General features: G+C 70.2%; 28 protein-coding genes and 1 pseudogene. 21 read left to right on the top strand and 8 right to left on the bottom strand.

What is annotated here, in order from left to right:
• The first annotated feature begins 40 nt into the window (after positions 1–40).
• From ACN28I_RS43715 to ACN28I_RS43675, 9 genes are all read left to right on the top strand, one after another.
• Complete coding sequence (locus ACN28I_RS43715) at positions 41–1957, top strand: transglycosylase domain-containing protein (RefSeq protein WP_420947798.1); 1917 nt, start codon at positions 41–43, stop codon at positions 1955–1957.
• Between the two features lie 313 nt (positions 1958–2270).
• Entirely contained in the window at positions 2271–2549 is a 279-nt protein-coding gene (locus tag ACN28I_RS43710; RefSeq protein ID WP_420947797.1) for a hypothetical protein, read from the top strand.
• Positions 2531–2944: a hypothetical protein gene (locus tag ACN28I_RS43705; RefSeq protein ID WP_420947796.1), complete on the top strand. Its 414-nt coding sequence runs from the start codon at positions 2531–2533 to the stop codon at positions 2942–2944. The genes ACN28I_RS43710 and ACN28I_RS43705 overlap by 19 nt, the downstream gene beginning before the upstream one ends.
• Before the next feature lie 92 nt (positions 2945–3036).
• A complete protein-coding gene (locus tag ACN28I_RS43700; protein ID WP_420947795.1) occupies positions 3037–3354 on the top strand; it encodes a putative quinol monooxygenase in 318 nt (105 codons plus the stop codon).
• Position 3355: 1 nt separating this feature from the next.
• Positions 3356–4522 carry an iron-containing alcohol dehydrogenase gene (locus tag ACN28I_RS43695; protein WP_420947794.1) on the top strand — a complete coding sequence of 389 codons (1167 nt, stop codon included), beginning with the start codon at positions 3356–3358 and terminating at the stop codon, positions 4520–4522.
• 15 nt (positions 4523–4537) lie between these two features.
• Positions 4538–4756 carry a hypothetical protein gene (locus ACN28I_RS43690; protein ID WP_420947793.1) on the top strand — a complete coding sequence of 73 codons (219 nt, stop codon included), beginning with the start codon at positions 4538–4540 and terminating at the stop codon, positions 4754–4756.
• Positions 4757–4758: 2 nt separating this feature from the next.
• Positions 4759–5421 carry an FIST N-terminal domain-containing protein gene (locus tag ACN28I_RS43685; protein WP_420947792.1) on the top strand — a complete coding sequence of 221 codons (663 nt, stop codon included), beginning with the start codon at positions 4759–4761 and terminating at the stop codon, positions 5419–5421.
• A 26-nt stretch (positions 5422–5447) separates the two neighbouring features.
• A complete protein-coding gene (locus tag ACN28I_RS43680; protein ID WP_420947791.1) occupies positions 5448–5957 on the top strand; it encodes an FIST C-terminal domain-containing protein in 510 nt (169 codons plus the stop codon).
• A gap of 218 nt (positions 5958–6175) precedes the next feature.
• Entirely contained in the window at positions 6176–7003 is an 828-nt protein-coding gene (locus tag ACN28I_RS43675) for a polysaccharide deacetylase family protein (protein WP_420947790.1), read from the top strand.
• Here the strand turns inward: ACN28I_RS43675 and ACN28I_RS43670 are convergent.
• Both ACN28I_RS43670 and ACN28I_RS43665 read right to left on the bottom strand, forming a co-directional pair.
• Positions 6993–7463, bottom strand: coding sequence for a GNAT family N-acetyltransferase (locus tag ACN28I_RS43670; RefSeq protein ID WP_420947789.1), 471 nt, complete (start codon positions 7461–7463; stop codon positions 6993–6995). The genes ACN28I_RS43675 and ACN28I_RS43670 overlap by 11 nt on opposite strands.
• Positions 7464–7534: 71 nt before the next feature.
• Positions 7535–8398, bottom strand: a complete 864-nt coding sequence (locus ACN28I_RS43665; RefSeq protein WP_420947788.1) for an NAD-dependent protein deacetylase — start codon at positions 8396–8398, stop codon at positions 7535–7537.
• 312 nt (positions 8399–8710) lie between these two features.
• Between ACN28I_RS43665 and ACN28I_RS43660 the strand changes: the two genes are divergently transcribed.
• Positions 8711–9136, top strand: a complete 426-nt coding sequence (locus ACN28I_RS43660; protein WP_420947787.1) for a hypothetical protein — start codon at positions 8711–8713, stop codon at positions 9134–9136.
• A gap of 31 nt (positions 9137–9167) precedes the next feature.
• The gene (locus ACN28I_RS43655; RefSeq protein ID WP_420947786.1) at positions 9168–9758 is read left to right on the top strand and encodes a hypothetical protein; all 591 of its coding nucleotides are present in this window, start codon (positions 9168–9170) and stop codon (positions 9756–9758) included.
• Positions 9759–9769: 11 nt separating this feature from the next.
• On the opposite strand, the gene ACN28I_RS43650 is transcribed toward ACN28I_RS43655, so the two are convergent.
• Entirely contained in the window at positions 9770–10525 is a 756-nt protein-coding gene (locus tag ACN28I_RS43650; RefSeq protein ID WP_420947785.1) for a DUF695 domain-containing protein, read from the bottom strand.
• Positions 10526–10863: 338 nt separating this feature from the next.
• Here ACN28I_RS43650 and ACN28I_RS43645 point away from each other — a divergent pair, with 338 nt between their 5' ends.
• Positions 10864–11943 (top strand): SGNH/GDSL hydrolase family protein, encoded by a 1080-nt coding sequence (locus ACN28I_RS43645; protein ID WP_420947784.1) that lies wholly within the window; start codon positions 10864–10866, stop codon positions 11941–11943.
• A 162-nt stretch (positions 11944–12105) separates the two neighbouring features.
• Complete coding sequence (locus ACN28I_RS43640) at positions 12106–12912, top strand: SDR family NAD(P)-dependent oxidoreductase (RefSeq protein ID WP_420947783.1); 807 nt, start codon at positions 12106–12108, stop codon at positions 12910–12912.
• A gap of 2 nt (positions 12913–12914) precedes the next feature.
• On the opposite strand, the gene ACN28I_RS43635 is transcribed toward ACN28I_RS43640, so the two are convergent.
• Positions 12915–13166 (bottom strand): hypothetical protein, encoded by a 252-nt coding sequence (locus tag ACN28I_RS43635; RefSeq protein ID WP_420947782.1) that lies wholly within the window; start codon positions 13164–13166, stop codon positions 12915–12917.
• Positions 13167–13201: 35 nt separating this feature from the next.
• On the bottom strand, positions 13202–14386 hold the full coding sequence (locus ACN28I_RS43630; protein ID WP_420948830.1) for an AI-2E family transporter: 1185 nt from the start codon (positions 14384–14386) through the stop codon (positions 13202–13204).
• 165 nt (positions 14387–14551) lie between these two features.
• Between ACN28I_RS43630 and ACN28I_RS43625 the strand changes: the two genes are divergently transcribed.
• The 5 genes from ACN28I_RS43625 (at position 14552) to ACN28I_RS43605 (ending at position 19376) form a co-directional block, all read left to right on the top strand.
• Positions 14552–15679 carry an oxygenase MpaB family protein gene (locus tag ACN28I_RS43625; protein WP_420947781.1) on the top strand — a complete coding sequence of 376 codons (1128 nt, stop codon included), beginning with the start codon at positions 14552–14554 and terminating at the stop codon, positions 15677–15679.
• A 174-nt stretch (positions 15680–15853) separates the two neighbouring features.
• Positions 15854–16438, top strand: a complete 585-nt coding sequence (locus ACN28I_RS43620; RefSeq protein WP_420947780.1) for a hypothetical protein — start codon at positions 15854–15856, stop codon at positions 16436–16438.
• Positions 16439–16492: 54 nt separating this feature from the next.
• Positions 16493–17161 carry a hypothetical protein gene (locus ACN28I_RS43615; RefSeq protein WP_420947779.1) on the top strand — a complete coding sequence of 223 codons (669 nt, stop codon included), beginning with the start codon at positions 16493–16495 and terminating at the stop codon, positions 17159–17161.
• A 131-nt stretch (positions 17162–17292) separates the two neighbouring features.
• The gene (locus ACN28I_RS43610) at positions 17293–18027 is read left to right on the top strand and encodes a putative metal-binding motif-containing protein (RefSeq protein WP_420947778.1); all 735 of its coding nucleotides are present in this window, start codon (positions 17293–17295) and stop codon (positions 18025–18027) included.
• Between the two features lie 104 nt (positions 18028–18131).
• Complete coding sequence (locus ACN28I_RS43605) at positions 18132–19376, top strand: Ig-like domain-containing protein (protein WP_420947777.1); 1245 nt, start codon at positions 18132–18134, stop codon at positions 19374–19376.
• Positions 19377–19379: 3 nt separating this feature from the next.
• Here ACN28I_RS43605 and ACN28I_RS43600 read toward each other — a convergent pair whose 3' ends face one another.
• Together ACN28I_RS43600 and ACN28I_RS43595 are read right to left on the bottom strand one after the other, a co-directional pair.
• A complete protein-coding gene (locus ACN28I_RS43600; RefSeq protein WP_420947776.1) occupies positions 19380–20207 on the bottom strand; it encodes a hypothetical protein in 828 nt (275 codons plus the stop codon).
• Positions 20204–22736 (bottom strand): annotated as a pseudogene (locus ACN28I_RS43595) (TonB-dependent receptor domain-containing protein). Before ACN28I_RS43595 ends, ACN28I_RS43600 begins: the two are co-directional and overlap by 4 nt.
• A 104-nt stretch (positions 22737–22840) precedes the next feature.
• Here ACN28I_RS43595 and ACN28I_RS43590 point away from each other — a divergent pair.
• From ACN28I_RS43590 to ACN28I_RS43580, 3 genes are all read left to right on the top strand, one after another.
• On the top strand, positions 22841–23437 hold the full coding sequence (locus tag ACN28I_RS43590) for a hypothetical protein (RefSeq protein ID WP_420947775.1): 597 nt from the start codon (positions 22841–22843) through the stop codon (positions 23435–23437).
• Positions 23391–23711: a hypothetical protein gene (locus ACN28I_RS43585; RefSeq protein WP_420947774.1), complete on the top strand. Its 321-nt coding sequence runs from the start codon at positions 23391–23393 to the stop codon at positions 23709–23711. The genes ACN28I_RS43590 and ACN28I_RS43585 overlap by 47 nt, the downstream gene beginning before the upstream one ends.
• A gap of 81 nt (positions 23712–23792) precedes the next feature.
• The gene (locus ACN28I_RS43580) at positions 23793–24740 is read left to right on the top strand and encodes an NAD-dependent epimerase/dehydratase family protein (RefSeq protein ID WP_420947773.1); all 948 of its coding nucleotides are present in this window, start codon (positions 23793–23795) and stop codon (positions 24738–24740) included.
• On the opposite strand, the gene ACN28I_RS43575 is transcribed toward ACN28I_RS43580, so the two are convergent.
• Positions 24671–25825 carry a cyclic nucleotide-binding domain-containing protein gene (locus ACN28I_RS43575; RefSeq protein ID WP_420947772.1) on the bottom strand — a complete coding sequence of 385 codons (1155 nt, stop codon included), beginning with the start codon at positions 25823–25825 and terminating at the stop codon, positions 24671–24673. The genes ACN28I_RS43580 and ACN28I_RS43575 overlap by 70 nt on opposite strands.
• Positions 25826–26056 lie beyond the last annotated feature (231 nt).

Genomic DNA, 26056 nt, shown 5'->3' with positions numbered 1-26056 from the left:
TGAACCTCGCGCCTCCTGACGTTAGGGAGGCGCGAGCCTCATGTCCCTCCCGCGCCCCCCCTTCAAGCGAGGCCGTGTCGTCCTCCTGCTGTTCGCCCTCCTGCTCGCCGCGGGCGTGGGGGCTGGCCGGAGATGGCTGCGCGGAGAGGCGGCACGCAGCCAGGTACTGGCCCGGGTGAAGCCCGCGCTGGAGTCCCGGCTGGGCCCCGTGCACATCGGCGACGACTTCCACGCCGGGTGGACCGGCACGGTGACGCTCGGGCCCGTGGAGCTTCCAGGTACGCGGCCGGAGGGCGCTCCGGTGGTGCGCATCTCGCGTGTCACCGTCCACCTCCGGCGGCTGTCCCTGTTGTCGGGCCACGTCGAGGCGAGCCGCGTGGTCCTCGCGGGTGTCCAGGTGGAGGCCGGGCCCCAGGGGCAGGAGGTGCGGGCACTCGTCGAGCGGGTGCGCGAGGTGCGCCAGAAACGGCGTCCGTCCTCGTCCTCGGCGGAAGGTGCTCCCCGCGAGTTTCCCGAGCTGGAGCTGAAGGACGTGCGCCTGGCCTTCGAGCGCCATGGCCGGGTGGAGTGGGGACCGTTGTCGGCACGGGTGAGGAGGGAAGGCCCGGCGGAAGCGTCCCGGTGGGAGGCGACAGCAGAGATGCCCGGCGGGGGCAGCGCGGTGCTGTCCGTCCAACGAGGGGAGACAGGCATCTCGGGGACGCTTCAGGGGCGGGGCATCCCGGCGGGCCCATGGCTGTCGCTCGCGGAGCCTCCGTGGCGCATGGAAGGGGGCACGCTGGAGGGTGAGGTCCGGATGGACGCGACGGGGGCCACCTTCTCCGGAGCGCTGATGGGGCTCACCGTGAGCAGCCCCCAGCTCGCTCCGGAGCCGGTGGGGCCGCTCTCCTTGTTGGCCGAGGGCCGGGCGAATTGGGACGTGGAGCGGCGGCACGTGAAGCTCGAGTCCCTGCGGCTGACGGTGGGGGAGCAGCGTGCGGCACATGTCGAGGTGCGGGGCGAGGCCACCTGGAGCGGAGCGCCCCATTTCTCGGTGCAAGCGGAGCTGCGACCGCTTTCCTTCGAGCAGGCCATGGCGGCCCTGCCCCCGGCACTGGTGCCCGGTACGGAGCTGGCGCGGCTGGAGGGCCACTTCCAGGCCTCGCTGGCCCTCTCGGGTCCGATTCACCAGCGCCGGGACTGGGAGGTGAAGGCGAAGCTGGACCTGTCGGAGCTGAAGCAGTCCGCCCGGGCGGGGCCCCTGGGCTGGCTGCGCGAGCCCTTCGAGTACCGGCCCTTGACGGCCGAGGGTCGCGGACGGGAGCTGCACATCGGCCCGGACAACCCCGCATACCTGCCACTGGCCGAGCTCCCGCGTCCGCTGGTGCGGGCGGTGTTGCGGAGCGAGGATGCGGCCTTCTGGACGCACCGGGGCTTCGACTTCGACTCGCTCCGGAACATCCTGTTCGCCCCCGCGGACGACAAGGTGCGCGGCGGATCCACCCTCACCCAGCAGCTCGCCAAGAATCTCTTCCTGTCCCGGGAGAAGACCTACGCGCGCAAGGTGAAGGAAGCGTTTCTCACGCTGGGGCTGGAGGCCTCGGTGCCCAAGGAGCGGCTGCTCGAGGTGTATTTCAACATCATCGAGTGGGGCCCCGGTCTCTATGGCATTGGCGAAGCGGCACGACACTACTTCGGCAAGGACGCGCGAGAGCTGAGCGTCCGCGAGTCGGCCTTCCTGGCCACCATCATCCCCAACCCGGTGCGCTATCACGTGTATTGCAGCCGGGGGACACTCTCCGAAATCTGGACGAAGCACGTGAACGAGTTGCTGAGGGTGCTGTACGAGGGGGGTGATCTCACCGAGATGGAGTACCAGGAGGCACTCTCCGCGCCGCTCGTCTTCACGGGCCACCCCAGCGCACAGCCGCCCTCTGACGAGACGCCGACCCGCGCCATCAGTCCCGAGCGGGACTGACACGAGCGCTGCCCCATCTCGTTTCACTTCTCGCCGGCGAGAAGTGGAATGCACCCACCTCGTTTCACTTCTCGCCGGCGAGAAGTGGAATGCACCCACCTCGTTTCACTTCTCGCCGGCGAGAAGTGGAATGCACCGGGGAGAAAAGACCGCAGGTGTCTCCTATCTCGGATGTGCCCTCCGAGAGCCGGGACTCCCTTGCCATGCCCTGGCGCGTAAACGGTCGAATACACAGGCATGCCTCCTGGCCCTTGGGTTGCTTGATACCGCGCAGCCGCACTCTCGCGGTTCCACCTCATTGGGGGGAGCAGTCATGGAAAAGACGAACGGAAGCAACACCCTGCCCGAACTGACGCTCGAGCAGGTGCGGGACTCCATCCTCAGCTACCTGGAGCAGGGCAACGCCGGTCACTACAGTATCGGCCGCCTCTACAACTACACCGTGGACAACAAGCTGGCGGAGAAGAACCAGTACGACAGCGCCCAGCAGTTCTTCAGCCAGCACATCAAGACGCTCTCGCAGGCAACGCTGAGCCGGTACGGCGCCGTGGCCCGGGAGTTCACCGAGGAGGCGTGCGGAAGTACGGCGTGATGAACCTGACCACCTTGCGCACCTACGCAGTGGCCGCCGACATCCAGCCCACGAGCGGTGACCCGGGTGCCACGCCCATCGACGTCCCGCAGGAGGACGGGCGCGTGGCGCAGAAGCCCTTCGCCGAATGCACCATGGAGGAGCTGAAGCTGGCCGTGAAGAACAAGCGCAAGCCGTCCCGGGCGACCATCCCCGCCGCGGACGCGGCCCGCGTCGAGTTCATGCGGGAGAGCCTCGCGCGCCACTTCGCCCAGGGCACTCGGGTGCAGTTCAAGACGACCCTCAAGGGAGGCAAGACCCTCCTCACCATTCAGGGCGTGCCGCTGGAGGAGGTGGAGCGGCTCATGGAGGCGCTCCTGGATGGCCTCATGCCGCCCGTGCGCGCGGTAGGCTGAGCGCCCAGACGTGGGGCCGCAACGACTCCGGCTCGACACCTGGACCCGTGAATCCCGCCCGGCAGGGAGTCACCCGGGTATTCTGTGGGCCCATGCCCAACAGCCTGCTGGTCGTCCACGTGCACGTCCACGTCAAGCCCGAGTCGGTTGAAGCCTTTCGCGAGGCCACCCTGGCCAACGCGCGGGAGAGCGTGAAGGAACCCGGCATCTCCCGCTTCGACGTCGTCCAGGACACCGAGGACCCGACGCGGTTCGTGCTCGTCGAGGTCTACAAGACGCCCCAGGCGCCAGCCGCCCACAAGGAGACGGCCCACTATCTGAAGTGGCGGGACACCGTGGCGCCCATGATGGCCGAGCCGCGCACCTCCCGGAAGTACGTCAACAGCTTCCCCGACGATGCGGGGTGGTGAGATGGGCATGCCGGGTTTCGAGTTCGCCACCGCCACACGCATCGTCTTCGGAGCGGGCCGGCTGGCCGAGCTTCCCGAGGCGGTGAAGGCCCTGGGCGGGCACAAGGTGCTGCTGGTCACGGGCCGGGATCCCACGCGCGCCGGGCCATTGCGCGAGGGTCTCGGCCGGATGGGCCTCTCCAGCGTGACGTTCACGGTGGAGGGCGAGCCCACCGTGGAGCGGGTGCGCGAGGGAACCGCCGCCGCGCTCGCCGGGCAATGCGATGCGGTGGTGGCGTTCGGTGGGGGCAGCGCACTGGACGCGGGCAAGGCCATCGCCGCGCTGGCCGCCAACGGGAGAGACCCGCTCGACTACCTGGAAGTGGTGGGCCGGGGACAGGCGCTGACCAGGCCCTCGCTCCCCCTGGTGGCCATTCCCACCACCGCGGGCACCGGCTCCGAGGTGACGCGCAACGCGGTGCTGGGGGTGAAGGACGCCCAGGTGAAGGCGAGCCTCCGCAGTCCCCTCATGTTGCCCCGGCTGGCCCTCGTGGATCCGGAGTTGCTGGTGGGCGCGCCCCCCGCGGTCCTCGCTTCCAGCGGACTGGACGCGCTCTCCCAGCTCCTCGAGCCCTTCCTCTCGGCCCGGGCCAACCCGCTCACCGACGCGCTGGCGCGTGAGGGCATGGGCCGCTCGGCGCGCTCGCTGCGCCGCGCGGTGTTGGAAGGCCCCGACGCGGCGGCGCGGGAGGACCTGGCGCTCGCGAGCCTTTTCGGTGGGCTGTGCCTGGCCAACGCGGGCCTGGGCGCGGTGCATGGCTTCGCGGCCCCGGTGGGAGGCATGTTCGAGGCGCCCCATGGCGCGGTGTGCGCGGCGCTGCTGCCCGCCACGCTGGAGGTCAACCTGCGCGCGCTCCGGGCCCGGGCTCCGTCGCACCCGGCGCTTCCGCGCTTCCAGGAGGTGGCGGTGCTCCTCACCGGGCGCGCGGATGCCCGGGCCGAGGACGGCATTTCCTGGGTGACGGAGCTGTGCCAGGCACTGGGCGTGCCGGGCCTCGGGCGCTATGGCCTCTCGGAGGCCGACGTGCCACGGCTCGTCGCCCGGGCCAAGGCAGCCAGTAGCATGAAGGCCAACCCCTTGCCCCTCACGGACGAGGAACTCACGGAGATTGCCCTCCGCTCCCGGTGAGCACCCGCGAACCCCATGGCCAACAGGATCAGCCGGATCACCTCCTACGTTGAAAAGCGCAAGCTCGGCTTCGGTGTCGCGCGCCTCATCATGATGAGCGGGGTAAACGTCCGCAGCATCAGTCCGAATGATCCAGACCCGCCGGACGCACTGCGGCGGCTGGAGCAGGCACTGCCCCAATTGTTGTCGGCCCAGGAACTGAAGGAGCTCCAGGAGCTTCTTTCGGAGGCATGAAGATGACGGTCTCGATCGGAGTCGGAATCGGAGATGCCGTGGATGTGGAGAAGGCCGTCCAGGCGGCGGTGGAGCAGGCACGCGCGCAGCTCGGAGGAGCGCCCGCCCAGGCGGCCTACATCACCGCGACGGTGGACTACGAGGCCGCGCGCGTCCACACCGCCTTCCGGGAGGTGCTGGCCGGTGTCCCACTGCACGGGGTGACCACGTCCCTGGGCGTGCTCACCTCGGCCGGTGTCCGCAACGAGGGCCATGGCGCGGTGGCGGTGATGCTGGTGGGCGGCGCACCGGGGGTGGCCTTCGTGGCCTCCTCCACCGAGCCGGACGGCCGGCGGGCCGGTGAGGCAGCGGCGCGGGAGCTGGTGCGCAAGGCGGGAAGGAAGATGCCGCGGATGATTCTCTTCAACGCCTCGCCCGGTGTGGAGGAGGCGATGCTGGAGGGCATCGCGAGCGTGTGCCCGGACGTGCCGTGCCAGGGAGGCAGCGCCGCGGACCATGCCATCGCCGGACAGTGGAGCGTCTTCACGCACGAGGGCCCCGTACCCGCGGGCGTGTCGCTGCTGGGCCTGTTCGGCGAGCTGCGCGTGGGAACGGCGCTGTCCACGCCCTACGTCCCCACGGGTGTCGCGGCCCGGGCCACGGGGCGGAGGGCCGTACCCTGCTGACGCTGGATGGCCAACCCGCCGCACAGGTGCTGGGACGCTGGATGGAGGGCTCCATCGACGAGCAGGTGCGCGCGGGCGGCAACATCCTCGCGCAGACGGCGCTGCGGCCCATCGGCGTCCGCCGCGGCGTGAGCCACCGGGACCACTACGTGACGGTGCACCCGGCCCACGTCCACGCGGACCGGGGAGCGGTGGACGTCTTCGCCCGCATCGAGCCGCAGGACGAGGTGTGCTTGATGACCGGTACCGCCGAGGGACTGGTGAACGACGTGGCCCACCTCATCGACATGGCGCTGGCGCAGGGTGGATTGAACTCGCGGGAGGTGAAGGGCGCGGCGCTCATCTTCTGCGCCGGGTGCGCGGGTGCACTGGGGCCGCGCGTGGACGAGGGCCTGCGGACGTTCTCGCGGCTGTTGCCGGGCGTCCCCCTGCTGGGCCTGTGCACCTTCGGCGAGCAGGGCTACATCCCAGGCCTGGGCAACGTGCATCAGGACCTGTCGCTCAGCCTGACGTTGTTCGCGGACCCGCGGCCCTGAGCCCCTGCCAGACCTGCTCCGGCTCGCGCGTCAAGGCTCTCGCCGGTCCGCTGGAGGCATCCGAATTCGAGGACTCCGTAAACCTCCGCCCCGGGTGCCACACGGCCCGTCACCTGGGTGCACTGCTCGTCGCGCACCCAACAACCGGGGAGCCATCCGCGCTATACCTGCGCCGTTCCATCCGCCCGCTGGCGGACGACAGGAGCGCGTCGGACATCATGGCCCGTTGGTCGCCCGTGCATTGCCTGCTGACGCTGGTGGCCCTCGCCACGAGCGCTTGTGTCTGGACTCCACCCGTGGAGCCCGAGGCCCTTCCTCGAGAGGCGAAGGCACCCGCCCCCCCGGAGCCCACGGCCTGCCTGACGGCGCCCATCGTGACGAACGGGAGCCGCAACCGGATGCGGGTGGCGCTCACCTTCGACGCCTGCTCCACGCGCCACAACCAGTATGACGGGCGCATCATCCGCACCCTGGTGGAGACCGGGACGCCGGCCACCCTCTTCATCGGCGGCGGTTGGGCGCTGGCCAACCCGGGGCGCCTCGAGGAGCTCGCGCAGTACCCGGACTTCGAGTTCGGCAACCACACCTTCTCCCATCCGCACATGCCCAAGGTGAAGGACGACGGGAAGGTGCTGGAGGAACTGCAGCGCACGCAGCAGGTCATCTATGACCTGACGGGCCACATCCCCAAGTACTTCCGCCCGCCCTTTGGCGAGGTGGACAGGCGTGTGGCCTGGCTCGCGTCCAAGGCGGCGCTCGTCACCCTCAACTACGATCTGCCCTCGGGGGACCCGGACACGAACATCACCGCGAACCAGTTGGTGAACTGGGTGGTGCGCAAGGCGAGCCCCGGGGGCATCGTGGTGCTGCACATGAACCACAAGCGTTTCGCCACCGCCGCGGCGCTGCCGGGCATCATCAAGGGGCTGCGCAAGCGCGGCTTCGAGCTCGTCACGGTGGGCACGCTGCTCGAGGACACCACCTGGCCCACGTGCCAGCCCTCCGAGGAGCCCGAGCGTCCCATGGTGGCGGAAGTCATCCCCTGACGCGCGGCTTCCAGAAGACGAGCTCGGTGACCCCCGGGACGGCGAAGCCCGGGAGCTGGCCCACCTGGCGGTACCCGTGGCGCTGGTAGAAGCGCTGCGCTCCCTCGTTGAAGTCGGAGGTGAGCAGGAAGTAGCCCCCGGAGGGCTCTCCACACCCGGCCTCGTACGCCGCGAGCAGTTGCGCGCCGAGCCCTGAGCCATGGCGGTCTTCCCGGATGGCGAGCGTCCGCAGGTAGGCCCCCGTGCCGAAGGTGCCCCGGGTGAGGTACCAGCACACGCCCACCGGGCCGCTCTCGTCGGTGGCCATGAGCAGACCCTCGCCCCGCTCCAGCGCGCCCCGGAAGCGGGCCGCCAGGGCCGGGGCCTCCAGGCCATAGGCCTTGAAGAGGGGGAGCGGCGCCAGCGCGGCGGCCAGTGCCGCAAGGTCCTCTGGAGTCGCGGGGCGGATGACGGCGGGCATCGGGTCCTCTCGGGTTGCGGGGGCCTCGGGAGATTGGACCGGAGCGCCGTGCCGTACAACAGGACTCGGGCTCAACCCGTGGCGAGGGCCGCCGCGAGCAGGGGGAGCACCTCGCCCGCACGGCCCTCCACCCGCACATCCACCAACTCCCCCCCACGGCACTCGCCCATGTTGACGAGGCCGATGGGCATGTGGCGGTCCGCCGCTCGCTGGAGGAAGCGGAAGCCCGAGTAGATGGCCAGGGACGAGCCCACCACCAGCAACGCGTCCCCCTCCTCGAGCAGCGCGAACGCGGCCTCCACGGTGGGCGGTGGGACGTTGTCGCCGAAGAAGACCACATCCGGCTTCAGCGTCCCGCCGCAACGGGCGCAGTCCGCCACCAGGAAGGCCCGCACCGCCTCGACGGGCAGCTCCGCATCCCCATCGGGCCTCAACTCGGCGGTCCGCTCCGCGAAGCCGGGATTGAGGGCAAGCAGGCGCTCCTGCACCTCCACCCGGGATTCGAAGGACTCACAGTCCAGGCACCGCACCCGGGCGAGCGCCCCATGAAGCTCGATGACCCGCTGGCTACCGGCGGCATGGTGCAGGCGGTCCACGTTCTGGGTGATGAGGCCCAGCACCTGGCCCTCCCGCTCCAGCGTGGCGAGCGACTGGTGTGCCGCATTGGGACGGGCCGAGGAGAAACGCGGCCAGCCGAGCAGGCTCCGGGCCCAGTAGCGCGTGCGCACCTCGGGTTTGGTGAGGAACTCGCGATGTTGGATGGGGTTGCGGGCACGAGCGAGCGTGCCGGGCCCCCGGTAGTCCGGGATGCCCGACTCCGTGCTGCACCCGGCACCCGTGAGCACCACGAGTCGGCGGCCCCGCAGCAGCGCGGCCAGGGCGTCCACGCCCTCGGGCCCAGTGGAGATGGACGGTTGTTCCAGGGGGGCGGTCATTCGGGAAGAATCTATAACGCCCCTTCCGGGCGCTCGCCGGACTCCCGTCTGCTTGGCCGCCGGACGAGGTACAGCACGCCAATGCCCGTGACGATGCCGCCCGCGATGAGGGGCGCGCGGACATCCGCCCCGGGACCCAGGACGCGGCCAGCAATCATCACCAGGAGGTGTGTTCGCTAGCGGCCATGGGAAGGCCTCTTACTCACGGTCCTCTTCCCGATTCGAGTCACTTCCCGGTCCTGCTGTCAGGAAGCCGCCAGCTCACCTCCGGCGGGCACGCTGTTCCTCCCGGCATGCTGGCATCATGCCCTCATGAGGAAGGTGCTCTGGTTCGCCGGTTACGTCTGGGCACTCCCAGTGACGATACTGGGCCTGATGCTCGCCATGCTCTTCGCCCGCCTCGAGTCGGTGGACGAGGAAGGCATCCTCCACTTCGTCGTCCAACCGGGCGGGCCTCTCGCCTGGTACATGCGCCGCTTCCACATCGCCGCCTTCACCATTGGCGCCGTGGTCACCTACTCCAGCGCGGATGGCCCCAGGCAGATCCGCCTGGTGCGCCACGAGCGCGCGCACGTCATGCAGACGCTCGTCCTCGGCCCGCTGTTCCTGCCCCTCTACGCGCTCGCCTCGCTCTGGCAGCTCGCGCGCGGAGGCCACCCGTACCGCGACAACTGGTTCGAGATCCGGGCGCGCGCGGCGGAAATCCCCGGCTACCGCACGCTGCGGCTCGTGCGCTAGCCACGCCCGTGTGTGCCAGAATGGGCGGGTCATGCCCGCTCAGCCCGCCATTCGCGGCTTCATGTCCAGGATGATCCTCGACGCGGCCAGGAACCTGCCCGCCGAGAAGCAACACCAGGTATTCCCGCTCGTCCCGGAGCCGGTGATTGCCCTCATCGAAGCCACCCCCCGGCTGGGCTGGGTTCCCCTCGAACAGAACATCAAGCTGTCCGACGCCCTCCACCAGGTGCTGGGGGATCCGGGCTTCCGCCATTTCTTCGCGGGCCTCGCCGAGCGCATGATGACCTACCCGCTGTTGCAGTCCTTCTTCGATGGGGCGGTGCGGCTCTTCGGGTTGACCCCCCAGGCGATGCTGAAGTGGACCAGCTACGCCTGGGAGCAGGCCTTCCGGGACTGCGGGAAGATCGTCTACCAGCCGCGCCGGGAGGCGGTGAACGACGGCAGCGCCGAGATGGTGCTGGAGGGCTTTCCTCCCGCGCTGCTGCGCTCGGGCACCTTCCCGGAGTCGCTCGCGGGGACCTTCGACATGTACCTGCGGCGCGTCTCCAAGCAGGGCCGGGTGGACATCCTCGTCACCGACCTGGAGCAGGGCCGCGTGGTGTACGCCGTCTCCTGGCAGTAGCGGCCGCCGCCTCACCGGACGACGGAGGCCCCCCACCCATCGAAGTCAGCCCCATGCGAGTCCGCCAGCTCGTCGTTGGCCTCCGACTCGGCCGAGATGGCCTCCAGGTCCAACGGCAGGCGTTTGACCATCACCAGGGTCCCCTCCTCCGCGGGAGCTTCCGCCGGGCGGGTGTACCCGCGCTCACGCAGGGCGCGGGCCACCGCCGCCAGCGCTTCGCCGGAGCCGAAGAAGACGAACTCGAGGGCATGCTCCCGGCTGGGATCGCTCCCCGCCTCCACGAGCCGCTCCACGGTGCGTTGATCCGCCAACCAGCGCCACGTCGCCTCGTCCGGGCGGATGCAGGCATCGAAGTACTCCCACCCCTCGTGCTCGCGGAGCCGCACCGGGTGGTAGTCCGGGCACTCCCCCTTCCAGGCCTCGACCACCGGCAGGAAGGCTTCCCGCGCCTCCAGTTGGAAGACCCACTCGCGGGTGCCCTGATGCGTCAGCCGCGCGACCAGCCGGCACTCGACGCCCGCCGACTCCAGCGCCGCGCAGAGCGCGTCCTCCAGCACGTTGAGCCGGTCCGACTCCGGCGGAACCGGGCCGCCGTTCGGGTTGGGGTGGTGGATGCTCACGGCGACCCGGACACAGTGCCGCAAGGTTCCCGTCAGGTCCTCCCGTGCGGCGTCCTCGTCGAAGGACACGAACAGCGGTCCGCGCCCGGTCTGAGCAACGTAGATGTTCCAGGCGTCGTGGACGACCCGGGCCGGTGGTGCGCTCATCCCAGCAACTCCCCGCGAAAGTGAGGCCTCTCCTCGAGAACCGGAGGGTGGAGTGGATTCATGCCCGAGCGGCCCGGTGTCACGCACGACGAAACGGCGGGCCCCTCCATGCGATGCCAGAACAGCGCGAATGATGAATAGATGACAACGCATTCACGGCCCACCGCGTCACCGGGGAGATGACGCGGCCTGTCATTGATTGACGCCTCAGGCAAACCGCGCCCCTCCCGAATTCGTCTCAACCAGTACGAATTGGCCAAACTTTCTGTTATACCGGCGATGCCGGCCAATAAGCCGTGCTCCTGTTTCACCCCTAAATCTCGATTCCAGGAGTCTCCATGTTCTCTCGTCTCAACGGGCAGGGTGTGTCCCTCGCCGTGACGCTCACGGCCAGCCTCGTGCTGGGCGGCGACGCGCTCGCGAGCACCATCAACCAGAACACGTCGTGGACCATCGACCGCGCGGGCACGACCACGAAGTACCGCGTCGTGGCCTACGGCGACTCCATCTTCGCCGGCTACAACGGTGGCCTCTTCAGCGTGGCCAAGCGCGCGGCGCCCGCCGTCGAGGGCGAGTACCTGGCCCAGAGCTTCAACTCCGACATCGAGGTCGTCCGCCGCACCAAGTCCGGCGCCCGGGCCGACGACATCTACAACAACAAGATCGTCGCCGAGCGCTCGTACATGCAGGCGACCAACACCCGCGTGGTGATGTTCGAGATGTGCGGCAACGACTACCTGCAGGCGCGCTCTGCCTTCACGGACCAGACGGGCACCTGCAGCTACGCCGGGCTGGACACCGCCCTGGCCAATTGCACCACGTACACGCAGCGGGCCATGCAGGCCATCAACACGTACGCGACGACGGCCAAGGCCAAGATCGTCATGAACATCTACTACCCGGGCTTCGACGCGGACAACGTGCTCACCAACTGCACGGACTCCACGACCGGCACCCGGATCAACAAGCGCGCCAAGTTCCTGCCCTACCTGGCCAAGAGCAACTGGCGCACCTGCAACCTGGCGGCGCAGAACGGCTTCCAGTGCGCGGACGCGTTCGCCGAGTACATGGGCGCGGACTACGACTCCAACGGTGACGGGAAGATCGACCGCGAGGCCCTGCGCTACGTCCACGGTGAGACCGAGGCCGCCTACGTGGCCCGCATCACCGGCACGCTGGCCGGCACGCTGCGCGACGCCAACACGCACTTCGTCAGCTCGGGCGTCAGCTTCGACTACATCCAGTCGGACAACACCCACCCGACCTTCTACGGCGGCACGATGAGCACGGGCTCCACCACGGGCGCCCCGACGTTCACCGACACGCAGGTGGTGGACGGCAAGAACCCCCAGTGGAACAGGTCGGGCCACGAGCGCGCGGGCTGGCTGATGTCGCTGATCGACCCCGCCACGCCGTAATCGCAGGTAGCACCCGGGCGGGGAGTCACCTCCCCGCCTGGCCTCCCCGCCCTCTCCCCTTCGGGAGGGGGCCGGGTCGAGGCCCTGAAGCACCCCCCTCCCCCGCTTCTGGACTGCTCGCGGACCATGCGCGCCCGGCGTCCACGGGGTAGGGTGCCCGGCATGAATCGGATGATGGAGCTTCGGACGCGCTGGACCCTCGTCACCGGCGCCTCTTCCGGACTGGGCGTGGAAATGGCCCGGTCCATCGCGAGGGACCAGGGCGGCAACGTGCTGGTGGTGGCCCGGCGGAAGGATCGTCTGGAGGCGCTGTGCGAGGAGCTGCGCTCGCGCTACGGCGTGCAGGCCGCCTTCATCGTGGCCGACCTGTCGCGGCCCGAGGACGTGGAGCGCGTCTTCACCGAGGCCACGCACGAGCGGGAAATCCACGGCGTCGTCCTCAACGCCGGCGTGGCGTACTGGGGAGATGCCCTGAAGCTGGAGTGGAACGAATTCCAGTCCATGCTGAACACCAACGTCACCAGCCTGGTGCGCCTCTCCACCCTCTTCGCGCGCTACCTCGTCGAGCGTGGAATCCAGGGCGGACTGATGTTCGTCTCCAGCGTGGCGGGCTTCATCCCGGTGCCGTACCAGGCGGCCTACAGCGGCACCAAGGCCTTCGTCACCAGCTATGGCCAGGCGCTGACGCAGGAGCTGCGGCCCCAGGGCGTGTCCGTCACCGTCTTCGCCCCGGGTGGCATCTCCACGGAGATGCTCGACAGGACGGGCCTCTCCAACCGCTTCAAGTCGGGGGACCTGGGGGTGATGAGCGCCCCGGACTGCGCCGCGCACGCGGTGCGGGCCTTCATCCACCGCAAGGAGCTCTACGTCCCCGGGTTGATCAACCAGACGCTGACGTTCGCCGCGCGGCTGCTCCCCCGCGGCTTCCTGGCCCAGCGCACGGCCGCCATGTACCGGCCCGAGCGCTGAGCCTACTGCTGCCGGGCCAGCTCTTCCTGGATGGCCCGCAGCAGCGCCTCGTCGGAGAGGCCCTTCTCCCAGTCTCCGGGCAGCTCGACGCGCACCGACTTCGCGCCCCCGCTCGGCGTGCAGACGACGTGGAAGCGGTTGCGGGAGCCGTCCACCCGGGCGGCCTCCACCTTCTCCGCGTCCTTGCCCAGTCCCGCGAAGGCCTGGATGCACGACCAGGTGATTCCCTCCGAGTCCGTGACTTCCCGAGGCATGCCGCTGTCCTTCCTTCCAGGCGCCACCGGGCGCCTCACACGTGGCGGGGCCGGCGCCAGAAGGGTGGACGCCAGGGAGCCCGCTTCTGGAGTTGCTCCGCCACATCTCCCTTCAGCGGCAGACCGAGGCGCTCGCGCCGCAGGAGGAGCAGCTCGCGGATGACGATCTGACAGGTGCCCACGATGGGCACCGCCAGGAAGGTGCCGAGCACACCGGCCAGCTCCGCGAAGAGGATGATGCCGAGCAGCGTCACCAGCGGGTTGAGCTCCACGGTGCGCTTGTAGATGACGGGCGCCAGCACGTGGTTCTCGAACTGCTGGTAGAGCGTGACGTAGAAGCCCACCCCCAGGAAGGCCCAGAGCCCGCCCGAGGCGTACGCCACCACCGCGATCAGGAGGCCGGCCGCGGTAGCGCCCAGCAGGGGGATGAGACTGCCCAGGCCGGAGAGGATGCCGAGCGGCAGGAAGTAGGGCACGCCGAGGATGGCCAGGAAGACGGTGGCGCAGACGGCGTTCACCACGCCGATGAGGGCCAACCCGCTCAGGTAGCCCCCCACCGCCTGGTACACCTTGTCCAGCACCCGCTCGTAGCGCTGGCGGTGGGCCGGGAGCGACTCGGCGAGCACGCCCCGCACCACCCGGCCGCCGTAGACGAGCATGAAGACGACGAGGAAGAGCACGGTGACGAAGGCGCCCACTCCCGCTAGTAGCCCCCCCAGCACGCGCAGGGCCGGATCCACCGCCTGCTGGAGGAGTCCGGAGTCGTCCTTTCCGAGCGCTCCCATCCGTTGCTCCAGGCCCAGCCGCGCGTCGAGCCACTGGAACAACCGGGTCTGGTGCATGCGCTCGTTGAGCTCTGGCAGGCGCTCCACCAGGTCGCGCACCTGGGCCACCGTGGCGGGGACGATGAGGAAGCCCACCCCCACGAGCGCGCCCAGGACGAGAAGCATCACCGCGGCGATCGCCATCGGCCGCTTCAGGCCCCATTTCTCCAGCCGGTCCACCCCGTGGTTGAAGGCCACCGCCAGGAGGATGGCCGTCACGGTGAGGGTGAGGGTGACGATGCCGTGGATGAAGAGGTAGATGGCGGCCAGCACCCCCACCACGGTGGCGCAGATGGTGAGCACCGTCTTCACCGTTACCTGGGAGCGAGGCACGACCACCGGCTCCCGGTCGTTCACGGGCTCGACTGGCGAGCGGATGGGCCTCTCTGGTTCCACGCTCAACGTTCCACCCTCCCTGGCGATACGAGCCTCCAGGAAAGCTGGGGCTCCTCTGGCCGGAACGGCAACGCACTCTCCGTGAGGAGACTCAGCCGCCCGCCTGCCCGGCTCCCCGGCTCATTTCGAGCGAAACGGGAGCACCCGGCTAGAATGCCCCCGCCCATGCGTGCCAATCGATGGACCGATGAGATTCTCGAAGGCTTCCGCCAGCGGGGAGATCCGCTCGCCGACGAGACCGTGAAGAACCTGTTCCAGCAGGGACAGGTGGAGACCGCCAACGTCCTGCTGAAGCAGCTCATCCGCAACGATCAGCTCGTCCCCGAGGAGCTCCCGGAGATGTTGCGCGAGTACCTGCTGCGCACGGCCCGGCTCCCGGACTGGGCGGACCCGGAGCTGGTGCGTCAGGGCGAGGCGCTGTTCGGCCGGTATGGGCCGCAGGCCGTCGTCTCCCTCTTCTGCGGGGCCCTGCCGGCGAGCTACGCGGCGGCCAAGGGCGTCCAGGTCATCCACCTCACCGCCCGGCTGGCGACGGACCCCTTCCGCCGCATCATGGAGACGGCGCAGATGCTGATCGACGTGCTGGCGCCGGACGGGCTGGCACCGGGCGGCAGCGGCATCCGCAGCGCCCAGAAGGTGCGCCTGATGCACGCGGCGGTGCGCCACCTCCTGCTGCAGAGCGGCGAGTGGAACCCCGAGTGGGGCCACCCCATCAACCAGGAGGACCTGGCGGGAACCCTGGTCGACTTCTCGTACGCGGTCATCGTGGGCCTCGAGAAGCTGGGCTGCACGCTCTCCAGGCAGGAGCAGAACGCCTACATCCATTGCTGGAAGGTGGTGGGGCACATGATGGGGCTGGAGGCGGCCGTGCTCCCGGACGACGTGGAGGACTGCGCGGCGCTCGCCGCGGTCATCCAGCGGCGCCACTTCCGCGCGAGCCCCGAGGGGCAGGAGCTGACGCGCGCGCTCATCCAGATGGCCGAGCACGTCACGCCGGGAAATCTCTTCGATGGGATCGCCGCCTCGCTCATGCGCCACATCCTGGGCGAGGAGGTTTCCGACATGCTGAAGGTGCCGCCCGCGGACTGGACGCGGCATCTGATCGGCCCGCTGTCGATGCTGAACAAGGCCTCGGACGAGCTGGGAGACCACTCCCGGGTGGTGGCGAAGATCTCGGAGTTGTTCGGCCGCAAGCTGGTGGAGGGGATGGTGTGGATGAACCGCGGGTCCGGGCGGCCCCCCTTCCGCATTCCCAGCACGCTGCGCGAGTCCTGGAACGTGCAGGGCCGGTAGAGACAGCAGGGCCGAGGACATTTCCCCCATGGCTGGCCACGCCGCTTCCGGACCGCCCGGCGGGGAAAAAGCGCCTCGGACACAAATGCAACTTGATTGCTTTTACATGGTGATGGCACATTGCCGCGTGTTCATCGAACACCGGCAGTCCCCTACCCCCAGAGGAGTCACACCATGAAGAACCTGTTCAGGAAGAGCCTGTTCGCCTCCAGCGTGGCACTGCTGCTCAGCGGCTGCGGCGGCATCGAGGCCGAGCCCCCGGAGATGGAGCTGGAGGAGCGGCAGGACACGCTGCTCGCGGCCTGCGCGGAGCCCGAGGCCACGGAGTTGCTCGAGGTGGCCGAGCACGCCTGCGTGCACGGTGACTTCGGGCCCTTCGAGGCCGTGGCGGCCGCGCCGCTGGGCACCTACCCGTTCGTGGACGTCAGCGTGCCGCACATCGCCTACAACATCACCCTGCCGGTCCGTACCGGCGCCTACGGGTACGGCGGCGCGGTCAACTTCATCCCCGAGGAGTCCGGCGAGTACGCCTTCCTGCTGTCGCGCCAGCGCGGCCTGCGCATCTTCAACGGCACCACCGAGGTGGCGCGCGAGTGCCGCGTCCAGGTGCCCGAGGAGGCGTGCGGCAGCCTGCGCACCGCCGTCGTCGCGGACCTCGAGGCCGGCGTGGAGTACCGCCTGGAGTTCAAGGCCCTCGCGCAGCGCAACTCCCAGTTCACCCTCGTCATCGAGGAAGCGGCCCACGATCACGCGGAGTAGCAACTTCTGTATCGCAGTTGCATTTTCCATGGTGATACGGCAAGGAAGGGAGGCATGCGTCCCCTCCTCCGATTCCCTGCCCTGGCCGCCTGTGCGGTGGTGATTGCCGCCTGCGGCCGTTCCCCCGAGACAGATCCCGAGCCTCCCGGCGAGCAGCCCCAGGAGCAGGCGGATCCGTGCGCGCCCCACGGCCACATCCACCGCGAGGCCACGGGGGACTGGTGCCACTGCGACCGCGGCCACCTGGCGTCCGAGCAGGGCCTGTCGTGCCTGCCGGACCCGGATTACGTGCCGAGGGACGGCTTCGACTTCGGCGACAACGGCGAGCACGCGTGCTGGCACGTCGGCAACGGCCCCTTCGCCACGGTGACGGCGGCCGTGGACCGGCTGCCCCGCGTGGACTCCTTCCACACGCACTACACCGTGAAGCTGCGCCCCGAGGGCGGGCAGTACGTGGGCACCTTCAACTTCAAGGCCTACGCCACGGGTGATTTCATCGCCTACCTGAGCGACGCCGGCGTTCCCCTCGCCGTGCGCGAGGGCGCGAAGGTCCTCGAGGTGGCCGCCACCTCGCCCATCCCCGAGGCGCTCCGCGACGGCGTCTGCCAGGGCGGCCTGGTGCACATGGTGGGCTACGAGCTGACGGACAAGGTCCAATACACCGTCACCTTCGGCCCCACCCCGCTGCCCGAGCTGGGCCTCGTCATCGAGCACCTGCCGTAGCCCGCAGCGGAAACGGCATCGAGACTGTTGCAACTCAATTGCACATGCGTCATCAGTGCGGGTGCCGGGGAGCACGTGGTGCGGGCGCATGGCGCCGCGCCGCTCCCGGTTCACGTCGAAAGGAACCAACCATGAAGATGACGATGCGGAACGTCTGCGGTGCGCTCGTGGGCCTGTCGCTGGCGGCCTGTGGCCCCGCCCTCGAGGAGGAGCAGGGAACCTGGCAGCAGGAGGCCTCGCTGGAGGCCGGCTGCACGGCGCTCGGCGCCAGCATCACCTCGCACTCCTGCGTGCACTCGAACAACGCGGCGGACCACCTGGCGGTGACGGCGACGAGCGGGCTCACCGCCTCGACGCCTGGCATCAACACCGCGCACAAGCAGTACGACGTGACGCTGCCGGCCGGCGCCACGGGGACGGTGAAGTTCCGCCCGGCCACCGCGGGCTCCTGGGCCTTCTACCGGACGCAGGGAAACACCCTCACCGTGAAGAATGGCGCCACCACGCTGAGCCCGGCGCTCAGCCACACCGTGTCCGTCTCGGGCTGCGGGCTGCTGACAGTGACCGTGTATGACCTGGCCAGCACCACCACGGACTACCAGGTGGACCTGGGCACGGCCTCGGGCAACCTGGTGGGCGTGGTGGCCGAGCGCGTGGAGGACTACGCCACCCGCTACTACCAGGACTCGGACAACGACACCTGGGGCAACACCAGCGTCTCCGTCCTCACCGCGTGCGTGCCGCCCTCCGGCTACATCACCCGGCGTTTCGACTGCAACGACACCAACGCCAGCATCAACCCCTCGGCCACGGAGATCACCGGCAACAGCGTGGACGAGAACTGCAACGGCTCGCTGACGAACTAGTCCCCCGCTGACCGAAGCGGGCGAGTGCCCGCGAGCCGGGGCGGTCTCCTCCCGAGGCCGCCCCGGTGCCATTTCCACCCCTCGTCTGTGAGGAACCCCGAACGATGCGACCCATCCCTGGCACCGCCCTGCTCACCGCCTGCGCCCTGGCCCTGACGGCCTGCGACGGCCCTCCTCCGGCGCCCCCACCGCCCTCGGGAGCGGACACGCAGCCGCCCACGGTGACGGCCACCTCCCCCACCGAGCGCGCGGAGGCCGTGCTTCCCGGCGCCACCTCCGAGGTGTCCATCACCTTCAGCGAGCCCATGAAGCCGGACACGGGGACGCTGGTGCCCTCGAGCGGGCTGAAGCTCGGCCCCCCGGCCTGGACGGGCCACACGCTGAAGGTGCCCGTCACGGGGCTGAGCCATGACGAGGCGCACACCCTGGAGCTGAAGGGCTTCCAGGACATGGCCGGCAACGCGCTGGACGGCACGGTGCTGCTGGGTGACGGCACGCTGGACTTCCACACCGGCTCGGACCGTCCCCGCGCGGCCGTGGCTTCCGCCAGCGTGGCGGAGGGCGCCCCGGACGTGTACCCGGTGGAGATGTACTACGACGGCGCGGCGAGCCGCCCGGGCACGTACTTCCGCAAGGTGCTCACCGTGACGTTCAGCGCGGCCATGGACCCGGCCTTCGCGCAGGTGACGCTGGTGAACCGCACGGACAGCACGCTGCCGCCGCGCTCGCTGACGGGCCAGTGGTCTCCCGACGGCCTCATGCTCACCGTCACCCTCACCGCTCCCGAGGAAGGGGGCCCGCCGCTGGAGGAGGAATCCACGTACGCGCTGGACCTGGGTGCGTTGAGGAGCGCCGCCGCTGGCAACCGGCTCGATGCCAGCACCTTCCTGGGTGACGGCAGGCTGGACTTCACGACGGGCAAGCGCGACGGCGCGCTCGAGCACGCCTGCACCCACTCCCTCGTGAGCGCTCCGCGGAACGTCGAGGCCGCGCCCAACATGCCCCCGTTCGGTTTCCCACCGCCGACGACCGAGGGCCATGCGCGCTACCGCGTGACGCTCCCCGAGGCGGACGGGGGCTCCCACGAGGGCTACACGGAGTTCCTCTCCAAGCCGGACCAGGACGAGCTCATCGTGCTGTACCTGAACCAGGAGCTCCCGGTGGGCGCCTGGGAGGAGCTGGACGGGGTGGGCGTGCCCGTGGAGGTCAGCCCCACCACCGCGGTGTGCCCCGGCATCACCCACCAGGCCCGCTTCCCCGTCCTGAAGGGCGAGCGGTTCTACTTCCTGCGCTTCGGTGCCACCCCCAGCGCGACGCTCGAGTTCATCCTCGAGCGCTACGCGAGGTAGTGCTCACTCCCAGGCGGCGCTGAAGGCGGTGTGCCGCCGCACGTTGACGAGCAGCGCGCGGTGCACCTGGCTCTCCGGGGGCACCGCCACCGCCACGCCGCCCGGGGGGACCTCCAGGCGCTCGAAGAGGGTGCCCTCGAACCAGCGGTGCGGCTGGAGTTCCACGATGAAGAGGCCCTCGTCCTCCAGCTCCACCTCGGTGGGGACGAACTCCACCCGCTGCAGCTCCACCGGCGGGGGGAAGTCCAGGGCGGCGCGGAAGGCCAGGGTGCGCCCGTCGCGCGAGGCCGTGCCCTCCAGCAGCACCGAGCGCCCCTCGAGCGGTGCCGCCTCCGCGCCGAGCGCCCGGGACGGAGGCTGGAGCAGCAGCGAGAAGGAGCGCGCCACGCCGGCGATGCCCGGGGAGCGGCCGAGCACCCGCGTACCGCCGCCTTCGCCCAACAGGTCATACACCACCTCGCGGTCCCACTCGCCCAGCACCTGGCCGCCGGCGAAGAAGGACTCATGCGCGTGCGCGGTGGGGGCGAGCACGTCGAGGGCGCGGCGCCACCAGCGTCCGGTGGGGCTCTTCTGGAGGGGCGAGGGGTTCTCGAAGAGGTAGATGGGGCCGAGCACCATGCGCGCGGAGGTGAGCGCCACGCGCCAGCCGGTGTCGGTGGTGAAGTGGCCCGGCAGCGTCTCGCCGGGGGCCCGGGCGGTGCGCAGGCCCATGCGGAAGATGATGGCCCGGCCGCCGGTGCCGGACAGTCCGCAGGCGGAGCCGCCGCCGAGCAGCGCGGTCCCGAGCAGCGTGGTGAAGGCACGGCGGGTGGTGCGGAAGGGAGTCGTCATGGCAGCTCCTCGTCCTGGAGGTCCAGGTAGAGGGTGAAGGTGGCTCGGAAGGTGCGCGGGGCGCCCGCGGCGAAGTGGCGCGTGGCCAGCAGCGAGGCGGGTGCGTCCGGGCCGCGGAAGTTGGACACGTAGTTGAACTCGGCCTCGCGCCAGCGCGCGTCGAGCAGGTTCTCCACGGACAGGCCCAGCTCCATCCACTTCCACCGGGCGCGGGCCGCGGCGTCGAAGAGGAAGACGGGCTCGCTGTAGCGGTCGAGCGGCAGCGGCTTGGGGCCGATGGCGCTGTGCCCCAGGGCGAGGTTCCACCCCACCGGCTGTCCGGACACGGTGAGGTCTCCGCGCACGGAGGCATCGAGCCGGCCGAGGAGGTGGGGGATGTAGGGCATGACGGTGCCCTCCCACACCTTCCACTGGGGGGCACCGGGAGCCGGGAGCGTGGCGCGGGCCCAGGCGGCGCTGGCCTGGATGTCCACCCGCTGCTCCAGGGTGAAGCGCGCGGTGGCGAAGGCGCCCAGGCGTTGCGAGGGGCCCACGGGCTGGTTGCGGCCGGCCGTCTCGTCGAAGACGAGATCCTGGGAGACGCGGGTGGCGAAGAGGGCACCGCGCGCCTCCAATTCATAGGGGCGCCCCTCGCCCCCGAGCCGCCAGCCCAGGCCGGTCTCCGCCGCCGTGACGCGGGCATAGGGGGCGAAGCTCCGCGTCGGACAGCGCCGCGGCGTCACTGGAGCGTGCGCCCAGGCCCGCGCTGGTGAGCCAGGTGAGACGGGGCGTCAGCCGCACCTCGGCGGTGATGCGGGGGCTGGCGAAGAAGCCGTAGGCCTCGATGGACTCCTCGGGGATGCGCTCGCCCTGCCGGTCCGAGGCGGGGCGGTTCTGGTCCTCCACGCTGAAGAGGAAGGTGTCCAGGCGCAGGCCGCCGCGCAGGGTGAGCCAGGAGAGCGGAGCCAGGCGCAGGGAGGCATAGGCGCCCAGGTTGGTGGTGCGCACCTGGTTGTCGAAGAGGGTGGCGTAGGGCGCGCCGCCGTGGTCGCGCAGGCGGCGGGCGCGGGTGAGTACATCATCGAAGCGCGCGAGGTAGCCCAGCTCCAGCGGCTGCGGCTGGCCGAGGAAGGTGAGGCCCGGCGAGTAGCGCCCGCGCAGGCCCACGGTGGTGCCGCGGTAGTACTGCTCGGTGTTGTCGCCGCGCGGCTGCTCGCCCACGGGAGGCACGTCGTTGAGGAAGCCCGTGTAGTTGTCGCGCAGGCGCATCTGCCGCACCACGACGAAGCCCTGCTGGACGAAGCGCCCACCGCGGCGGAGCCGTGACTGCAGCTCGGCGGAGACGATGTGGCGCTGCCCTGCCCCGCCCTGGTTCGGATCATGGAGGCAGAAGAACTGGGAGTCCGAGCCGGTGGCACAGGGCATGCGGCCGTCCACCACGTCCGTCTCCCGGACGACGCCCGCCGAGGAGAAGCGAGCGGCGTAGCTGGCGCCGAAGAGGCGCAGCCGGGTCTCCTCGCCGACGCGGAACTCGACTTGAGCCATGGCGCCCGCGTTGGCGTAGGCACGGTTGGGACCGAAACCATGGCCCTGGCGCAGCAGCAGGCCCACGAAGTTGGCCTCACTGGACTCGGGAGGCCCCCACACCAGCGACAGGCGGCGCGAGGCGAAGCTGCCATAGCTGGCGGAAGCGGTGAGGCCGCGGCGCTTCAGGCCGAGCTGGTACTCCACGGAGCCGGCCACGCCGAAGTCACCCTGAGCGGGGTCATAGGGGCCCTCGGTGATGCGCAGCGAGTCCACCAGCTCGGGGATGATGAAATAGGTGTCGGCGTAACCATGGCCGTGGGCATGGGACACCTCATTGAGGGGAACACCGTTGAGGCGGAACTCGACGTCCTTGCCCTCACCGGCGTCGAAACCCCGGATGAAGATGGTCTCGGCGTGGCCCTCGCCGCCGTGGTTGGCGAGCATGACGCCGGGAGCGAGCAACATGAGCTCGGTGGCGGAGTTGCGAGGCACATCGGCGAGCTGGCCGATGGGGATGTGAAAATCCCCGACGGCGGCGGGAGGAGGAGGAGCGGCCTGGCCGCGAACGGTGGTGGCGAACGAAGGAGCCTCCCCACTCCTCTCCCTCTCCCCCCGGGAGAGGGTCGGGGTGAGGGTATCCGCCCCCTGGGTTGCCTCCGCGTCAACCCCCTCTCCCTCTGGGAGAGGGCTGGGGTGAGGGTCTACGGGCGGCGCAAACGTGACAGGAACATCCGCCTGGACCTCGATGGGCAGCTCGCCGCGCCGGGCGGGCTGAAACCGCCAGCGCAGGGCAGCGGCCATGGCGGCCCGGTCAAAAACCCCTCCGGCCGACTCACGCACCTCCACGCGGGACACCTCACCGGCCTCGTCGATGGTGAGGCGCAGCAGCACGGTGACGGGAGCGGCCAGGGTGGGCGCATCCGCGGGCATGACGGGGGGAGCGGCCTCCAGGGGGACGGGAGGGAACACGGGGGCTTCGGCCGTGGCGCTCAGCAGGAGGAGCACCAGACTGGAAATCCACATCACGGGTGAAGACCTCGTTCGGGGGTGGCCGGAGGGATACACCATCCCCGGCTTGACTCGCAACACTGTTACAACTACCTCTCTGATACATGAGTTTCCAGAGATTGAAGTCCAGGCCGTGGTGCGCGGTGCTCGTGGGGGTGGCGCTGGCGGGGACATCCTGCGAGCCGGTGGCGGAGGGGGACGTCCGGGTGACGATGAGCGGAGGAGATGGAACGCAGCGGGGCTATCCGAGCCACCTCTTCCAGGACGGCTGGTCGGTGCAGTTCACGAAGTACCTGGTGTCGCTGGGGGACTTCACGCTCACGTCGGCGGCGGGAGAGCGGCGGGTGTCGGGCGAGCACGTGCTGGTGGACGTGCAGAAGGGAGACATTCCGCTCACGGAGCTGAAGGGGCTGGCGGCGGGGCGCTGGAGCGTGGGCTTCCGGGTGAGCCCGCCGAGGGAGGACACGAAGCTGCCGGACGGCGGCGTCTCGGCCGGGGACCTGGCGATGATGCGCGAGCGCGGCTACAGCTACTGGGTGGAGGGGGTGGCGGTGAAGGGGGGCGTGGGCATCTACACGTTCCGCATGGGCTTCCCGGTGAGCGCGCACATGGTGGACTGCGTGAACGGGGTGGACGGGACGCTGGGGCTCGTGGTGCCGGAGAAGCTCGGTGGCGGAGGCGGAGGTCACCATCCACGCCGAGCACATGTTCTATGACCGGCTCGGCACGCACCGGGGGGTGGAGCTGCGCTTCGACGCCTTCGCGGCCACGGCGGACGCGGACCAGGTCATCACCCCCGAGGGGCTGGCCGGGCAGCGGCTGTTGGATCTCCGGGGACTGGACGGCGGCGAGCTGAAGGACGCCCAGGGCAGGCCGGTCGTCTACGAGCCGGGCGCCTACACGGTGCGGACGCTCCAGGAGTTCGTCACCCAGAGCATCGTGGATCAGGCGCACCTCAACGGAGGAGGCGTCTGCACCGTCGCCCACTGAAGAGGCGCCATGTGAGCTTCCGCCATGTGCCCGGGTGCGCTAAGCGTTCATCCCGGGGGAATGGGAGTGGAGGGACTCACGGTGAAGCGTCTGTTCGTCACGGGTGGCACGGGGTTCATCGGCACGCGGTTCGTCTCGCTGGCGCTGGAGGCGGGCTACCGGGTGCGGGTGCTCACCCGGAATGCGCGGGCCGCCGAGCGGTGGAAGCACGAGGGTGTCAGCGTGGTGCAGGGGGACCTGCTCACCCCGGGGCCGTGGCAGGAGGAGGCGGCGGCGAGTGACGAGGTGGTGCACCTCGCGCAGCCGCTCACCTTCGGGGCCCGGGTGACGCACCAACGGGCCCTGGCCTACCGGGAGCAGCGGTTGCGCATGGACTCGCTGCTGCTGGAGTCACTGAAGCCGGGCACCGTGAGGCGCGTGCTCTACGTCGGGGGCACCAGCTACTACGGGGACCAGGGCCCCGGGTTGGTGACGGAGGACGCCACGCCGAGGCCCACGGGATGGGGCCCGTACATCGCGCCCGCCATCGAGTCGCTCCCCCGGCACCTGGAGCGCGGACTGCCGCTGGTGGAGACCTATCCCGGCTCGGTGTACGGACTGGGCTCCTGGTTCGTGGAGTACGCGCTGGTGCCGCTGAAGGCGGGCAAGCGCATCTTCGGCCTGAAGGAGGCCACCACGCACCACATGTCCCCCATCCACGTGGAGGACTGCGCGCGGGCGCTGCTGCACCTGCTGGAGCACGGCGAGGTGGGCCGGCGCTACTTCGTGGTGGATGATCAGCCGGCGACCTTCGGGGAGCTGACGCGGGTGGCCGCCGAGGCGCTGGGCGTCTCCTACCGGAAGGTGTTCGTGCCCCGGTGGCTGTGCCGGCTGTTGCTGGGACCGGTGTTGACGGACTCGCTGACGAGCGAGGCGCGGCTGTCCAACGCGCGCCTGCACGGCACGGGCTTCCAGTTCCACTACCCCACCCTGCGCGAGGGCGTGCCCGCGTTGGTGAAGCAGTGGCTGGAGACGCGCGGCCGGAGCTGAGTCGAGACGCGCGAGTCGCCCTCGTGCACCGCCCGGCCGCCCGCGAGCAGCTTGGAGATGTGCAGGAGCCGCTCGGTGCCCAGCCGCATGAGGGCGGCGCGGATGCCGGGCTGGCCGGAGAGGTACTGCTCGAAGGGCTCGCGGCCCAGCCGGAGCACGTGGCAGGGCGTCTGCGCGCGCACCGTGGCGGTGGCCGGCTGGCCGAGCAGCAGGGAGATTTCTCCGAAGACATCGCCCTCGCGCAGCGGGGGGAAGGCGGTCTCCTGCCCATCGGGGCGGCGGAACAGGGGCGTGCACTGGCCGCTGAGCAGCAGGTACAAGGCATCGCCCCGCTGGCCCTGCTCGATGAGGACGCGGCCCGCCTCCACCGTGCGCAGCTCGAAGATGTGGGACAGCGCCTCGCGCTGCGCGGGGGGCAGCGCGGAGAAGACGGGATGGCTGCGCAGGACGTTGGCCAGCAACCGCTCGCGGTAGAAGGCCCGCACCGTGTCGCCGACGGAGGCGTACTTGAAGGCGATGCGATCCATGCGCGTGCGGTGGAGCTCGAGCGCCAGGACGTGCTGGTCGGCCACCACGCTCGCCAGCCGGGGGCTCTCGGAGACGAGGGCGATCTCCCCGAAGAACTCCCCCTCCCCCAGCGAGGACAGCGTGCGCGGCTCGCCCGCGTCCATCTTGCGCACCACGTTCACCTTCCCCTCGACGAGGACGAAGGAGGAGCGGCCCGTCTCGCCCTCGTTGATGAGGGGCTGTCCGGGCGCGAAGGAGCGCGGCTCCAGCACGCTGATCAGGGACATGAAGGGCTCGCGGGCGAGCTCCGAGAAGAGGGGCACCCGCGGCAGGGCAGCGGCGCCCGGAGTGGGAGCGGGGGCGCCCGGAGCGGGTTTCGCGTAGAGGTCCGCGAGAAGCTGCGGGGTGCGCGTATGGGCCGGCTCGAGCTGGAGGAGGACCCGGCACACGGCGATGGCGCGCAGGGGTTGGCCCTGCCTGGCGAGCTCGGTGGCCAGGGCCTCGGCGGCGGCGAGGGCCTCGGGAGTACGACCGAGCGCCAGGAGCTGTTCGAGCCGGACGTGGAGGGGGTCGGACATGGCCCCCTGTATGCCACAGGCCCTCGGCCCGCGCAGCAGTGGGGGCTTGGGCTACACCACCGCGCGGGGTGGCTCCTCAGTGGTGCAGTGGCGCCTCCCGCTCCAGGGCGGAAGGCCCCCGGTGGGGCTGGAGAGGCCGCATCTCGAACTCCTGGATGAGCAGCTCGTGGAACTCCTCCAGGCTGGAAGCCGCGCGCAGGGACTCGAAGCCTCCGTCCCACGAGAGCGACA

Source organism: Archangium gephyra (genome assembly GCF_049060025.1).
GTDB classification, from domain to species: domain Bacteria; phylum Myxococcota; class Myxococcia; order Myxococcales; family Myxococcaceae; genus Archangium; species Archangium gephyra_A.
Note: the sequence above shows the minus strand (reverse complement) of the source record. Positions and strands in the feature narration are given on the sequence as shown.